Source organism: Romboutsia sp. MSSM.1001216sp_RTP31141st1_G3_RTP31141_220114 (assembly GCF_039031195.1).
GTDB lineage: Bacteria > Bacillota > Clostridia > Peptostreptococcales > Peptostreptococcaceae > Romboutsia_C > Romboutsia_C hominis.
On record NZ_JBCIUO010000001.1, the window covers coordinates 688,157 to 705,123 of the forward strand.

9 protein-coding genes are annotated in these 16,967 nt (G+C 27.5%); all 9 read left to right on the forward strand.

Annotated elements, in window-relative coordinates:
* Positions 1 to 119 precede the first annotated feature (119 nt).
* Positions 120 to 3,395, forward strand: a complete 3,276-nt coding sequence (gene hsdR / locus ABCP60_RS03505) for a type I restriction-modification system endonuclease (protein ID WP_343101256.1) — start codon at positions 120 to 122, stop codon at positions 3,393 to 3,395.
* 15 nt (positions 3,396 to 3,410) lie between these two features.
* Positions 3,411 to 4,826 (forward strand): N-6 DNA methylase, encoded by a 1,416-nt coding sequence (locus ABCP60_RS03510; protein ID WP_343101257.1) that lies wholly within the window; start codon positions 3,411 to 3,413, stop codon positions 4,824 to 4,826.
* A gap of 1 nt (position 4,827) precedes the next feature.
* Positions 4,828 to 6,183 (forward strand): restriction endonuclease subunit S, encoded by a 1,356-nt coding sequence (locus tag ABCP60_RS03515; protein ID WP_343101258.1) that lies wholly within the window; start codon positions 4,828 to 4,830, stop codon positions 6,181 to 6,183.
* A 140-nt stretch (positions 6,184 to 6,323) separates the two neighbouring features.
* A complete protein-coding gene (dgt, locus tag ABCP60_RS03520) occupies positions 6,324 to 7,886 on the forward strand; it encodes a dGTP triphosphohydrolase (protein WP_343101259.1) in 1,563 nt (520 codons plus the stop codon).
* Between the two features lie 159 nt (positions 7,887 to 8,045).
* The gene (locus tag ABCP60_RS03525; RefSeq protein WP_343101260.1) at positions 8,046 to 8,771 is read left to right on the forward strand and encodes a hypothetical protein; all 726 of its coding nucleotides are present in this window, start codon (positions 8,046 to 8,048) and stop codon (positions 8,769 to 8,771) included.
* 110 nt (positions 8,772 to 8,881) lie between these two features.
* On the forward strand, positions 8,882 to 10,861 hold the full coding sequence (locus ABCP60_RS03530) for a site-specific DNA-methyltransferase (protein WP_343101261.1): 1,980 nt from the start codon (positions 8,882 to 8,884) through the stop codon (positions 10,859 to 10,861).
* 15 nt (positions 10,862 to 10,876) lie between these two features.
* Entirely contained in the window at positions 10,877 to 13,498 is a 2,622-nt protein-coding gene (locus ABCP60_RS03535) for a DEAD/DEAH box helicase family protein (RefSeq protein WP_343101262.1), read from the forward strand.
* Positions 13,499 to 13,516: 18 nt separating this feature from the next.
* The gene (locus ABCP60_RS03540; protein ID WP_343101435.1) at positions 13,517 to 16,108 is read left to right on the forward strand and encodes an ATP-dependent helicase; all 2,592 of its coding nucleotides are present in this window, start codon (positions 13,517 to 13,519) and stop codon (positions 16,106 to 16,108) included.
* Positions 16,105 to 16,887: a PD-(D/E)XK nuclease family protein gene (locus tag ABCP60_RS03545; RefSeq protein ID WP_343101263.1), complete on the forward strand. Its 783-nt coding sequence runs from the start codon at positions 16,105 to 16,107 to the stop codon at positions 16,885 to 16,887. Before ABCP60_RS03540 ends, ABCP60_RS03545 begins: the two co-directional genes overlap by 4 nt.
* The last annotated feature ends 80 nt before the right edge of the window (positions 16,888 to 16,967 follow it).

Sequence of the window (16,967 nt, forward strand, 5' to 3'; positions counted from 1 at the left end):
TTAAATTAAGATTTTTAATGATAATTTTGTTAAAATATTATTGTATAAGAGTAATTGTCAACAAATAGATAATAGATAATTATTTAGCATTATAAAATAATTAATTTAAGGGGAGAACTATGAGTAACTTTAACTTTCTAAATGAAAAATATCCAGAGCTTGCCAAGTTAGGCGAGTTTGCTGAAAAATACATATACCAAGACTCAAATACAGCTTTCATAAAGCTAGGAATATTTGGAGAAACAATAGTAAAATATATAATAAAACTAGAAGATATAGACGAAATATATATAAGTCATGACAAAAGTCAAATAAATAGAATAAAACTTCTAAAAAAAGAAGACCTACTACCAGAAGAAATAGAAAGCATATTACAAATACTAAGAAAGAAAAGAAACCCAGCAGCACACGAAGGATACGAAAATGTAGAAGAAGCAAAAGTAAATTTAAGACTTGCACACAAACTAGCAAACTGGTTTATGGAAGTATATGGGGATTACTACTTTGAGCCAGTAGAATTTGTAATGCCAGAGGAAAACAGCATAGAAAGTAGTAGTGAAAATCTAAAAAAACTAGAAGAAGAATATGAAGCCAAAATAAAAGAATACGAAAGTCAACTTAAAAATCTAAAATCACTTAATGAAGATAAAACAGAAGATACAATTAAAAAAGAAAAATATCTAAGAAAAGAACGTTCTAAAAAAATTGCTAAAAACATGGATTTAAGTGAAGAAGAAACAAGAGTAATAATAGATGAACAACTAAGAAATGCAGGATGGGAAGCAGACACTAAAAACTTAAGATATTCAAAAGGAACAAGACCTGTAAAAAACAAAAATATGGCAATAGCAGAATGGCCAACATCATCTAAATACAAAAAAAGTGGATATGTAGACTATGCACTATTTTGTGGAGAAAAATTAGTAGGATTTATAGAAGCTAAAAAATACTCACAAGATGTAGGTAGCCATATGATAGAAAATAAAATATACGCTAAAGGTGTAAAAGAAGAACACATAGACTATGTAGTTGGCGGATGGGAAGAATACAACGTACCATTTTTATTTACATCAAATGGTAGAAAATATATAGAAGAAATAAAAGAAAAAAGTGGAGTACATTTTCTAGATTGTAGAAAGCCTACAAATAACCCTAAAGTACTTCAAAACTTCTACACACCACAAAATATAATGGAACTTTTACAAAGTGACTTAGAAAAATCAAATGAAGAACTAGACAAACTATCATTTGACTTTTTACAAGATCCTAAAGGAGTAGGACTTAGATATTACCAAGTAGATGCCATAAAAGCAGTAGAGCGTGCTATAAAAGAAGAAAAAGAAGCAGCACTTATAACAATGGCAACAGGAACAGGAAAAACAAGAACAGTACTAGGTCTTATATATAGATTACTTAAGACAAATAGATTTAAACGTATACTATTTTTAGTAGATAGAACAAGTTTAGGAAACCAAGCTAGTGAAACATTTGAAGAGGTAAAGATAACAGATTTATTAACACTTAATCAAATATACAACATAAACAAACTAGAAGATAAAAAAATAGACAAAGAAACAAAAGTACATATAGCAACAGTACAAGCAATGGTAAAACGTATAATGTACAATAGTGATGAATCTCAAATACCAGGAGTAGGAGATTATGACGCTATAATAATAGATGAAGCTCATAGAGGATATATACTAGACAAAGAAGTATTAGAAGAAGAATTAGAATACAAAGATGAAAAAGACTTCTTAAGTAAATATAAAAAGGTAATAGACTACTTTGATGCATTTAAAATAGCACTAACAGCAACACCAGCACTGCACACTACACAAATATTTGGACCACCAGTATATAGTTATACATATAGAAATGCAGTAATAGATGGATACTTAGTAGACCATGAACCACCACACATTATAAAAACAAAACTAAGTGAAGAAGGAATACACCTTAAAAAAGGACAAACTGTAGTAAAATATGATCCTGTAACAAAAGAAGTAATAAACGGTGCAGAACTTGAAGATGATGTAGAATTTGAAATAGATTCATTTAACAAAAGAATAATAGTAGAAAGTCATACAAGAGAAGCTTTAATGGAAGTGGCTAAATATATAAGTCCAGATGATGAAGGAAAAACACTAATATTTGCAACAAATGATTATCACGCAGATATGATAGTTAGAATACTAAAAGAAATATATACAGAACTACTAGGTGGAGTAGATGATGATAGCATATTAAAAATAACAGGAAAGTTAAAAGATCCTGAACTTGCTATAAAACAATTTAAAAACGAGAAATATCCAAACATAGCAGTAACAGTAGATTTATTATCAACAGGAATAGACGTACCAAGAATAAATAAACTAGTCTTTTTAAGAAGAGTAAAGTCAAGAATACTATATGAACAAATGCTAGGAAGAGCAACAAGACTTTGTGATGATATAGGAAAAACTCACTTTGAAATATATGACTGTGTAAAACTATACGAAGCACTAAAACACGTTACAACTATGAAACCAGTAGTAGTTGATAGTAAAGAAAGCTTTAAACAATTACAAGAACAACTAACTGGGGATATAAATATAGAAGCGAAGAAAAATATAGTAAATAAAGTAATAGCAAAACTACAAAGAAAGAAAAAACTAATAAAAGAAGAAGCAGTATTTAAATCATTAAGTGGAAATAAATCTCCAGCAGAGTTTATAAAAGAATTAAAAGAATTAGATACTCAAAGTGCTATAAAGACATTAATAGAAAATGACAAACTAATAAACTATTTAGATGAAAAAGCAATAAATAAAAATCTAATAATAGTAGCTAATGAAAAAGATGAAGTAGTAGAACACACTAGAGGATATGGAAAAGGTAAAAGACCAGAAGATTATATAAATGAATTTGAAAACTATATAAAGGAAAATATGAATGAAATAGTAGCGCTAAATGTATTATGCACAAAACCAAAGCAAATGACTAGAAATGATTTAAAAGCTATAAAAGCAATACTTGATGATAATGGATTTAGTGAAGAATATCTAAAAACTGCATACAAAGATATGACAAACGAAGAAATAACAGCAGATATAATAGCTTTTATAAGACAAAAGGCCATAGGAAGCGTGCTTATGTCTAAAGAAGAAAGAGTTAAAAAAGCTATGAGCAAAATAAAGAAAGAATTTAAATTCACACCACTTCAAGAAAAATGGTTACAAAAAATAGAGAAATATATGATAAAAGAAGTTATAATAGACAAAGAAGTATTTGAAATTGGTAACTTTAAAAGAGAAGGTGGATTTAAGAGATATAACACAGTATTTGATGATAAATTAGATGCAGTTATAGATAAATTAAAAGAGCATATGTTTAGTGATAATGAATTAGCATAAGAAAGGGAAGACAACATGAACACACAAGAAATAGTAAATAAACTTTGGAATCTTTGTAACGTACTTAGAGATGATGGTATAACATATCATCAGTACGTTACAGAACTAACATATATACTTTTCCTAAAGATGGCAAAGGAAACAGGAGTAGAAGAAAATATACCAGAAGGTTATAGATGGGACGACTTAACAAGTAAGTCAGGAATAGAACTTAAAAAGTTCTACAAAGAATTGCTAACACATCTAGGAGAAGACTGTGATGGTAGAGTAAGGGAAATATATAACGGAGCTTCTACAAATATAGAAGAGCCTAAAAACTTAGAAAAAATAATAAAAAGCATAGACGAACTAGACTGGTACTCAGCAAAAGAAGAAGGACTAGGAGACTTATACGAGGGACTACTTGAAAAAAATGCATCTGAGAAAAAATCAGGAGCAGGACAGTACTTCACTCCAAGAGTTTTAATAGACATTATGGTTAAATTAATAGATCCAAAACCAGGTGAAAGGTGTAATGACCCAGCATGTGGTACATTTGGATTTATGATAGCAGCAGACCATTATATAAAATCTAAAACAGATAACTTAGATGATTTAGAATTAGATGAACAAGAATTCCAAAGAAATGAAGCATTCTCAGGATGTGAGTTAGTACATGATACGCATAGACTAGCTATGATGAATGCTATGCTTCATGATATAGAAGGAAATATATACCTAGGAGATACATTATCAAACTTAGGTAAGCAAATGAAAAACTTAGATGTAGTACTATCTAACCCACCATTTGGTACGAAAAAAGGTGGAGAGAGAACTACTCGTGATGACTTAGTTTATCAAACTTCAAACAAGCAGTTAAACTTTTTACAACATATATATAGATCACTTAAAGCAGATGGAAAAGCAAGATGTGCAGTTGTTCTTCCTGATAATGTGTTATTCCAAGAGGGTGATGGTACTAAGATTAGAACGGACTTAATGGATAAGTGTAATTTACACACTATACTTAGACTTCCTACAGGAATATTCTATGCACAAGGGGTAAAGACTAATGTGTTATTCTTTACTAGAGGTGTGGAAGAAAAAGATAATACTAAGGATGTATGGTTCTATGATTTAAGAACTAACATGCCTAACTTTGGTAAGACTAATCCACTTAAGGAAAGTCATTTTGATGATTTTATAAAAGCTTATACATCTGATGATAGAGAAGCTATAGAGGATGAGAGATGGAACAAGGTAAGTAGGGATGAGATAAGAGAGAAAAATGATAACCTTGATTTAGGACTTATTAAGGATGATAGTATTCTAGATTATGAGGATTTACCTGATCCTATTGATAGTGCTGAGGAAGCTGTGGCTAAGTTAGAGGAAGCTACTGATTTACTTATGAGCGTTATTAAGGAATTAAAGGCTTTAGGTGGTGAGTAGGATGGCGAAAAAGAAGTTGACGATTGATGATATGCTAGTGCCGAAAGAGGAGATTCCTTATGAGGTACCTGAGAATTGGTGTTGGGTTAAATTAGGAGCATTAACGACTATAAAATCTAGTAAGCGTATATTAGCTAAAGAGTATCAAGAAAGTGGAATACCATTTTTCAGATCTAAAGAAGTTGTGAAGCTATCATCTAACCAGGAAATAACAGACAGCATATATATAACGGAAGAAAGATATAATGAAATAAAAGATAAGTTTGGTGTACCCAAAGTGGGAGACTTACTTATAACATGTGTTGGTACGATAGGAGAAACATGGATAGTAGACGATAGAAAGTTCTACTATAAGGATGGTAATATAATCCAAATTGATTCTAATGAGTATATAAATACTAGATATATTGAATTAGTCATAAAAAGTACATACTTTATTAATTGGGTAAATTCAACAGTTTCTGGAAGTGCATATAGTGCACTAACTATTGATAAACTGAAGCAGCTACCAATACCATTACCTCCTTTGGCTGAGCAAGTAAGGATTGTTAATAGGATTGAGAGTCTTTTTGAAAAGGTTGATAAGGCGGCAGGTCTTGTTGATGAGGCTAGGGAAGATTTTGAGAGTCGAAAAACATCTATATTACAAAAAGGATTTAAAGGAGAAGTTATAGGCAAAGAATATACTGAGCTAGTTAATTTAGGAGAGCTAATAACAGATGTAAGCAGTGGATTTGCTTGTGGAAAGCAAAATGAAATTAGTAAAGATGAAGATGGTGCTTATCCACACTTTAGACCTAATAATGTTGGATTTTATAACCAATTTAATTACGATAAAATTGTATATATACCACAAGAAAAAGTACAAAAAGGAAAAGGTACTTTAAGTAAAGGTGATATTATATTTAATAATACTAATAGTACTGAGCTAGTTGGAAGAGCAGTAGTTGTTAGGGAGGATATGGACACTGCTTTTAGTAATCACTTAACTAGAATAAGAGTTGATGAAAGTAGGGTGATTCCTGAATGGGTAGCATATTGTATAAATACTTTATGGAAGCAAGGCCATTTTGCTAGTATATGCAAACAATGGGTAGGTCAATCTGGTGTAAATCAGGACGTATTAAAGAATGAAGTTGCGATACCTGCACCACCTATTGATGAGCAAAAAAAGATAGTTGATATATTAGATAAGCTTTTAGAGAAAGAGTTTAAAATAGAAGATAGTTCTAATATTGACAGAAGTATTGATGTTATAAAGAAGTCTATTCTTGCTAAGGCTTTCAGAGGAGAGCTTGGAAGCAATGATTTAAATGAAGAAAGTAGTATAGAATTATTAAAAAATTTAATTAAATAAGTATAAATAGGTCTAGGAGCAAAATTTCTAGACTTATTTACATTAGGTAAGATATTACATACAAATTGACAAAAATTACTATATATAAGAAAATATAAATAGATATAGAGTTTATAAAAGTAGTAATTAGGGGGAGTAAAATGGAAAATATCGAAGAATTAAAGAAAGAATTTGAGAATAAAATACAATTAAAACAATTATTTAGAGCTCAAGAAGAAAAAGCTAAAAGATGGGGAAATGAAGAACTAAAGCATGATATAAGAAATAAATTTCAAAGAGATAGAGATAGAGTATTATATTCGAGAGCGTTTAGAAGACTTAGTGGAAAAACTCAAGTTTTTAGAACAGGAAATGATGACCATATAAGAACAAGATTAACACATACATTAGAGGTTTCTCAAATAGCAAGAACTATATCTAAAGAGTTAGGTTTAGACGAAGATTTGACTGAGGCTATAGCGCTAGGTCATGATTTAGGACATACTCCTTTTGGTCATGTTGGAGAGAGAACACTAAATCATATAATGAATGGGTGTTACACAATATCAGATTTTAATACAGAAATAGTAAAATCTGAGGGTAAAAGAGGATTTAAACATAATTTACAAGGTGCTAGAGTAGTCAACGAACTTGAAGAAAAGCCGTTAAACCTAACAATGGAAACTATATGGGGAATTATACATCATAGTTCATTAAAATACAAAGAGTGTGATAAAAATGGAGTTACTAACTGTGATGTAAAGCATAAAAATGATAATAATAAAAATTGTAATAAAAAATTCAACTTAGATTTTTATAATTATATAATTGATAATATTGAGGATAGAGATCATTGGACGTTAGAAGCATATGTAGTTGCTATGGCTGATGAAATTGCACAAAGACATCATGATATAGAAGATGCAATAGAATTTAAAATACTGTCTACAGAAAATTTATCTAAAACAATATCAGAGTCATTTAAAGATTGTGAAAGGTATGATGAATATAAAGAAGTAATAGAAGATTTAGAAACAGAAAAAGATAAGTACAAAATAACCAGTGCTTTTTCTAAATTTATAGTAGATTTTTTAACTACAGATTTAATAAATCAGTCTAAAAAGAATTTATTAGATATGAAAAATAAATTTAATATAGAAGACAAAGATGCATTTTATAGTAAAAAGGATAAAATATTTAATACAACGATTGAAACAATAAAAGGTAATAAAAGTTATACAGAATCAGTTATAGAGTTTTCAAAGGATGTAGAATATGGGGATAAAAAACTTCAAGAGTTTCTGAAAAACAGAATACTTAAGTCTTATGAAGCTCAAAGAATGGATGGATCAGGTAGTTATATTATAACTAAATTATTTGAAGCATACACCCATAATCCGCAACAGCTAAGGGATAAAACTATAAAAAAATTATATGAAAATATATATAATAATAAAGAAGTATTAGAATATGTATTAAATAATAATATAAAAGAATTAGAAAAATACAAGGATTTAATTAAAGAGATTAAACCTGCAAAAGATTGTGATAATGGAACCTTTAGAGAAATTATATCAAAATTCCATTATCAAGTTATAGATAGTAATACAGAAATAGAAAAAATATATAAACAGTTACTACTTAGGACTATATGTGATTACATTGCAGGAATGACTGATACTTATGCTATGAATGAACATAAAGAACTATACAATCATAAATAATAAAATTTCTAAATGTAATAGAAGTTCTTCAGGAATAGAAGGACTTTTATTATATTGTGTATAAGAAACTATAATAAAGTAAAATCTTTATATATAACAAATAATTAAATATAAAACATGTCACAATTATTATGAATACTGAATAAGGGGATAGGAAATATGGATATAAACGATTTACTATTAAATATAAATAAAGACTTTCCAGATAAAGCGATAGACTTTTATGAAAGTATAGATTTATTATTAGAAACAATAAAAGATACAATGGAATCAATAAATGAGAAATCATCAGAAGAAATGAAAAATAGAAATTTTGATAAATCTATATATTACATGCAACTAGCACAGGAATTACATACATATGAATCGAAACTAGACAAACTTTTAGAAGATATAAATATAGAAGATATGCAAATATCTGATATAGAAGATAAAATAGATTCTAAAAAAGAACTACCTAATTATGAAGAATATAAAGTAGATGATACAATAGAACATACTTTAAAAGAAGATTTTACGCATAAAAGACCTTGTTCATTTAGAATAGGTGAAAGTTATACATCTATAGTAAATACATGGCAGGAAATGATACTAGACACATGTAAGTATTTAATAAAGTTAGATGAGTTAAGGTTTAAAGAACTAGTTAGAAATCCAAAGTTAAATGGAAGAAAAAGTGCATATTTTTCTTCAGATAAAAAGGTTATGAGAAGACCAGTACATATAGGATCAGGAATATATATTGAAACTAATATGAGTGCAAATAGCATTAGAAATTTAATAATTAAGTTATTGAAATTATATAATATACCTACGAATAATTTTAAGGTATATCTTAGAGCTGATTATACAAATTTAAATAATCAATTGTGTTTAGAAATTTAATATGATAATTATAAGAATCTCTTTCTATAAATTAATAGGAAGAGATTCTTATTTTTAACATAAGCTATTACAATACATCATATAAAAATAATAGGGGGTGTAAGCACAAAATGAAAGGCTTAAACAATGTATATGATGTATTAAAACAAGAAGAACAATTTTTAGATAATGATGGAAATATGTTTAAAAATAAAGTATGTGAATATGCTAGAAAAATGGACAAGAGCTTAATAAAGCTTTTATATAATAATGAATTAACAAGAGATTTATTTTTTATAGAGATAGATGATCTAAAAGTATTTGATAGCCAACGATTTAATAACTACATTGAAAATAAAGATTTTTTACCAGACTCATATACATCTTTTAAAAACAGTATAGGACTATTTGATAAATCAGGAAATTCTATAAAATACTGTGAAGATGTAGTATTACAATTTCCGTATAAAGATTGTGTTTTAGAGTTTGATTCCACTAAAGAAAGTGATAAAAGAAATGAAATATTTTTTAATGAAATATTAATGAAAAAAGAAATAGATGTATTACTTGATCCTAAAGTATTAACTAACGCAAAAAGATATGATGAAAATGGAGTTAGTGATATAACAGAGATAGATGATAAAGACAATTTAATAATTAAAGGAAATAATTTATTAGCATTACATAGTTTATTGCCAAGATACAAAGGAAAGATAAAGTGTATGTATTGGGATATTTTATATAATACTGATAATGATAAAGTTCCATATAATGACTCATTTAAACATAGTTCATGGCTTACAATGATGAAGAATAGGCTAGAAATTGCAAAAGAACTTTTAGATTATAATGGGGTAATTTGTTTGCAATGTGATGATAATGAAATGGCATATCTTAAAGTATTATGTGATGAAATTTTTAATAGGGAAAATTTTGTAAGTACAATTGTTATAGAAAGTGGAGAGATTTATGGGACTAAAGCTAGTCATATAAATAAGACTATTGTAAAAGTAAAAGATTATACTCTAGTATATAGCAAAAACAAATATGATTTAAAATTAACGCCTTTATATAGCAAAATGAATGAGTTATATGACAGTCACTATAATATTATTATAAATGAAGAATTGGAGAAAATTTCATTTATTGAATACCTAAAGAGTATAAAATGGATAACTGAATTATTTGATTCTTATAAATTAAAATTAAAAATTGATAATGTATCAAGAATGATGAAATTGGATGAAAGGTTTAAAGGTTTTATAAACAATGAGATTGCGAACATGTTATACCAGGACCAACCATTAACAGAAATAATACCTAATGAATTAATAAGTAAATATGAGTATGGAAAAATATACAAGTATAAAGATTTACTTATATTTAAGACAAAAAATAATACAATTAGATACTATAAATCATTTAGAGATAGCGTCCATAGAACAAGTGACTATAAACCTGAGATATGTAGAGCTACTGCAAGAGGAGACCTATGGAAGGGGTATCACTATGATATGAGAAATATTGATGATGAGGGTAATGTTAAGTTAAAAAATGGTAAGAAACCAGAAAGATTATTAAGAGATATATTGAATGTATTTACAAAACCTGGAGATATAATATTAGATGCATACTTAGGATCGGGTACAACAGCAGCAGTAGCACATAAAATGAATAGACAATATATAGGAATAGAGCAACTAGACTCACATGTTGATAAATCATTACAAAGAATGCAAAATGTTATAAATGGGGATCAAACAGGTGTATCACAAGATGTAAATTGGCAAGAGGGAGGATCTTTCGTTTATTGTGAATTAAAGAAGTTAGCTCATCTATTTATAGATAAAGTAAATAAAGCATCAGAAGAAGAACTTATTTCAATATATGAAGAATTAAAAAATAATCAATTTGTAAGCTATAGAGTTGATATTAATAAAGTAGAAAAAAATAAAAAAGGATTTTTAGCGTTATCAGAAGATAAGAAAAGAAAATTATTAATAGATGTAATAGATAAAAATATGCTTTATGTAAATTATAGTGATATAGAAGACGAAGCTTATAATGTATCACAAAATGATAAGTTATTTAACGATAGCTTCTATAAGTAGATAGGAGGGGAATTGATGAGTAAGCAAAGAAATAAAGAAACTAAAGTATCTAAATTTCTTTATGAAGAAATAGAGGAACAAGTAAAAAGTGGACTACTTACACTAAAGGATATACCAAATTATTTACTCAGTAATTTATCTCCTAAGTTTAATATGAGAGATTATCAAGAAGATGCTTTTAGATATTTTATAACATATCTAGATACTCCTAAATTGCATAATAATAATCAAATACATTTATTATTTCATATGGCAACGGGATCAGGGAAAACATACATAATGGCTGGAGCAATACTCCATTTATATAAAAAAGGATATAGAAACTTTTTATTCTTTGTAAATGACAAAAATATAATAGAAAAAACAAAAGCAAACTTCTTGGATAAGTACTATTCAAAATATCTATTTAATGAACAGATCTTTATAGATGGAAATGAAGTGGAGATAAAGGAAGTAAATAACTTTACAAATAAAAATGACAATTCAATAAACATAAAATTTACATCAGTACAGAAACTACATAAGGACCTAGATAAAACCAAAGAAAATAGTATCACAATTAAAGACTTTGAAGAAAATAACGTTGTTTTAATTGCAGATGAAGCACATCATATAAATTCAGACACTAAAAATAATTCAAATGAAGAAGCAAAAAATAATAAATCATGGGAAAAGACAATTAAAAGTATATTAAATGTAAACAAAGAAAATGTATTATTGGAGTTTACTGCTACATGCGAGCTCAAGAATAAAGCAGTGTTAGAAAAATATAAGGATAAGATAATTTTTAATTATTATTTATTGAAATTTAGAGATGATGGATATACAAAAGAGTTTTATAATTCAGCATCTAATTATGATGCACTAGACAGAACTATAAGAGCAATGTTGTTAAGTCAATACAGATTAGAACTCTTCAAAAAATATGGATATAATGTAAAGCCAGTTATACTCCTTAAGTCTTTTCGTATAGAAAAAAGTAAAGAGTTTTATAAAGAATTTATAAACTATATGCAAACTCAATTTTCTAATGATGATATAGAAAAGTTTAAAAGTGAAGATAATAAAATAATAAACAAGATGTATAAATTCTTTGAGGATGAAAATATAAAAGTAGAGGATTTAGTAGTAGCTTTAAAGAATGATTTTAAAAAAGAGAATTTAATATTCATGAATGATGAAGAAATAGATTCAAGCTATCAGCAAATAGTTATAAATGATTTAGAAAATCCAGATAACAAATATAGAATGATTTTTACAGTTGACAAGCTAACAGAAGGATGGGATGTTTTAAATCTATTTGATATTGTAAGGCTTTATGAAAGTAGTAATAAAGAATCAAGTTCTACAACAAAGGAAGCACAGTTAATAGGAAGAGGTGCAAGGTATTTCCCATTTAAATGGAAGCATACAGACGATAAGTATAAAAGAAAGTTTGATATTGACTTAGAACATGAGCTTCGTATTTGTGAAACTCTTTACTATCATAGTATAAATAATTCAACATATATTAAAGAATTACAAGAAGCTTTAAAAGAACAAGGATTTGAACCAAAAGATAAGCCTGTTGAATTTGAATACAAAGTAAAAAAAGAGTTTATTAAAAAAGAGATATATAAAGAAGGAAAGTTATTTGTAAATGACTATAAGGAAAAATCAAAAGATCTTATAAATAGTATTCCATCTAATATCAATATAGATACATCTATAGATTTAAGTATAGGTGTCACTAAAGATATAAACCTAATGGAAGATATTATAAAAAAATCTAATAAAAAACATAGTTATACCAATAACATCAGGGTTAAAGATATTGATAGAAGAATAGTATTAAAGGCATTAAGAAAATACACTATGATGAAATTTAGTACTATAAAGACATATTTACCAAATTTAAAAGGGATAGATGAATTTATTTTAGATGATAATTACATTGGCAGATTCGAATTAACTATAAATACAGATGGTGAATTACCTACAAATGAAGAGTTATATAAAGGACTAGTAAAGATGTTTGAAAAACTTTCTACAGAAATTAAGAAAATAAAACATAGAGAGGGTACTAAAAACTTTGAAGAGAAAGAGTTAAAAGAATACGTAAAAGATACTCTAAGAAAAAAATTAAAAGTTGATGACGAAGGAGAAGGGGTATCACAAAATAATGTAAAGGGTGATTATAGACTTGATTTATCCGATAAAGAATGGTTTGTATACAATGATAACTATGGGACAACAGAAGAAAAGAAATTTGTCTCATATTTTGCAACTAAAGTAAATGAGCTAAAGCAGACTTATGAAGAAGTATACCTTATAAGAAATGAAAGAAATTTGCATATATACTCCTTTGAAGATGGCGCAAGGTTTGAACCAGATTATATACTTTTATTAAAAAGAAAAGATGGCTCACAGATTGAACAGCAACAAATATTTATAGAACCGAAGGGAGCTCATTTATTAAAACAAGATAAATGGAAGGAAGAATTTTTATTACAACTAGAAAAAAATGCTCAAGTAAAAGAGTATTCAAATGAGGAATATAAGATTATAGGACTTCCTTTTTATAATAAAGATGAGAGACTTGATAATTTTGATAAAGCATTTGAAAAGTTGGTTTCACCGGAACTGAGTAAATGTTAATATGGGGGGATAGTTATTATAACTTTAGATGATTTATTTGGAAAAAGTGGATTTAAACCCAATAAAGCTCAAGAAGAAGCGATAAAAACTATAGATGGACCACTTAATTTAGTAGCAGGTCCAGGATCAGGAAAAACTAGAGTTTTATTATGGAGAGTTGTAAACTTGATAGTATTTAATAATGTTAATCCAGAAGAAATATATTTAAGTACATTTACAGAAAAAGCAGCGCAACAACTAAAAGATGGGTTAATATCTTTACTTGCTATAGCATCACAAGAAACAGGTATAAATTATGACATTTCTAAGATGTATGTAGGAACTGTACATTCTTTATGTCAAAGACTTATTACAAATAGAAAGTTAAAAAATAGGTTAAAAAATAAGGCACCTAAAATAATGCAGGAGTTAGAACAATATTTTTATATTAAGGATAAATTATTAAAAAAAGCTAAGATAGAATTAGGATTTAGTGACGATAATAAACAACAAATTAAATCATATATGTATCTTAGATCAATTGGAGCAAATGAAATAGTAAATTGCTTAATGAGTGTTTTTAATAGATTTTCAGAAGAATGTATAGAACCTGACGAGATTATAAATGATTACAGAAAAGATGAGGTTTTAATTTTATTTGGAAAGTTGTATAAATTATATATTGATAGTTTAAAGCAAGATAGTAGAGATATAGTAGATTTATCATTATTACAAAAGTATACATATGATATATTGTGTAATAATGATGATAGTGAAAATATATTTAAATATATTATTATTGATGAGTATCAAGATACAAATAGTATACAAGAAAAGATATTTTTCAAGTTAGCATCTGGGCACAAAAACATTTGTGTAGTTGGAGATGATGATCAATCATTATATAGATTTAGGGGTGCAAGAGTAGAGAATTTTGTTCAATTTAGTACAAGAAGTGAAAGTTACTTGGGAAAAAAAGCTAAAACTATAAAACTAAGTACTAACTATAGATCAAGAAAAGATATTGTTGATTATTATACTAGATTTATAGAAAAAGAAGATTGGGAAAATAAAAATAATAAAGGTCAATACTATAGAAATAATAATAAAAAGATAGTTGCAAATAGTAATGATAATAAAAGTGCAGTAGTTAGAACTCATCCATCATCCCCTGAAGAAGCATTTAAGGAAATAGCAGAAAAAGTAAGATTTATGTTAGATGAAAAAATAATAAATGACCCTTCTGAGGTATCTGTATTATTTACATATTTAAGAGACAATTCTAATGTAGGACTTCTTAGAAAGGCATTTGAACAAGTGGGTATAAATGTATATGCACCAAGGGCAAAGAAATTTTTTGATAATGAGGAACCAATGCTAATTTTAGGACTTATAGGAAGTATATTTGGATTGCCGGTAGTAGATGAGGAATATAATAAAGGTGTACATAAGGAATTTAATGAATGGATTGAAAAATGTGTTAATATGGCAAGTGAATTGATTAAGTCAGATGAGAAATTAGCTGATTTTATTCAAGAAACATGTGAAGAAATACAAGACTTAAAAAGTAATTATTCTATTATAGCGGAGTATATGAAAAATAATAATTTACATTATGATGATGCACTAACTTTAGAAGAATTTGAAGAATTTAGGAAAAACCTAAGTAATGAATTATCAAATACAGGAATTAAAGAGATAAATAAACCATCTTTGAGAAGAATAGTTAAAAGAAAATTAGAAGAAGAGAATAATTTAACATACAAGTGGTTAATTACAAGAATAAATTCTCTAGACTGGAATTTACTAGATTTATTTTATAAATTATGTGGATTTGATAGATTTAAGATTATATTTGATAATGCAGAAAAAGGTATAGATGAAGGTCCAATGTATAATCTATCTTCAATAACAACTTATCTGCAATTTTTTATAGAAAATAAATTTAGCTTGATAAGTGGAAAAAATTTAGTTAATAGTAGTTTTAGAAATATATTCTTCACTTCTTATATAGGATCACTATATAAAAGAGAAGAAGGTGAATATGAAATGAAAGATGAGCCAATACCAAAGGGAAGAGTATCTTTTTTAACAATACATCAATCTAAAGGTCTAGAATTTCCTGTGGTTATATTAGGTAATGTTGTTCCAGTAACTAACTCATCATCAGTAAAAAAGAGCAAGAAGATGGAAGAAATGGTAAGGCCGTATCTAGACGGTGATTATGAGCCATTAGATAAGATAGCTGAATTTGATAAAATAAGATGTTATTATGTTGCTATATCAAGAGCAGAAAAATTACTTATATTACCACATCTTATAGGTAAGGGAAAAAGAACGCATGCTCATTTTAAATGTGATTTTGAAAGTGGTAAAATACCATTTTTAAGTGATTTAGATATGAATCTAATCCCAAAATCTAAAATAAAACTAGATAACATATCTAAAGTATATTCATATACTGCAGATTATCTAGCCTATAATGATTGTCCTAGAAAATATATGATATATAGAAAGTATAATTTTGTTCCAGCTAGAACTACGATTAGTTTCTTTGGAAATTTAGTACATAAGACACTAGAAGATCTACATAATTACTATATAGATCAAAAGGAGAGAGAGTTAGTATGATGAGTATAAAGGAACTAAGAGATATATTTGAAGATAACTTTGAAGAATTAAAATTTGAGTCAGGTCGTTCAATAGCCCCTCATATGAAAGAATTTGCATGGCAGCAAATAAAGCTATATTATGAGAAACTAGAACATATTGCAAGCAAAGTAACAGAAACAGAAGTCAAACTTGTACTGCCAAACCAAATCACACCTAAAGGTAAAAATTATACTATACAGGGAGTTGTAGATATAGTAAATGAAGAAGATAATATAGTAATGTATGATATAAAGACTCATAAAAGTGAAGATGTAAAAGCCAATAAAGATTTGTATAAAGCTCAGCTAAGTGTGTATGCTCATATGTGGAAGAATTTAAGAAATAGTGAAATTGATAATATGGCAATAATAGCTACATTTCCATCAGATGACTTAAAAACAGCTATCTATGATGATGATGAATCTAAAATAGAAAAGTTGATGGAGCAATGGAATCCGTTAGTTGATTTAAATTTTGATGAAGATGATGTAATCAATCAGATAATAAGTTTTGGAGAAACTGTAGATAAAATTGAAGATGGAAAATTTGAAGCTCCATCTATTGATAAGCTAAAGGATGTAGTAAATGGGCAAAAAATGCCTTTTGGAATAGCGGTATGTAGACATTGTGATGCTCGCTATTCTTGTGATTCATATGATAAATATAAGAGTAGGCCAAGACTAGATAAAGATATAATTAATAAAGCAAAGGCAGAGGATGAAATAGAAAAAGATGCATGGAAAAATGGATATTTATAATAAATAAAATAAAAAGAGTGAAAAGCCCCTAACATTAGGGGCTTTTCTAATATCCAAAAATAATATAAAATCCTAATAAG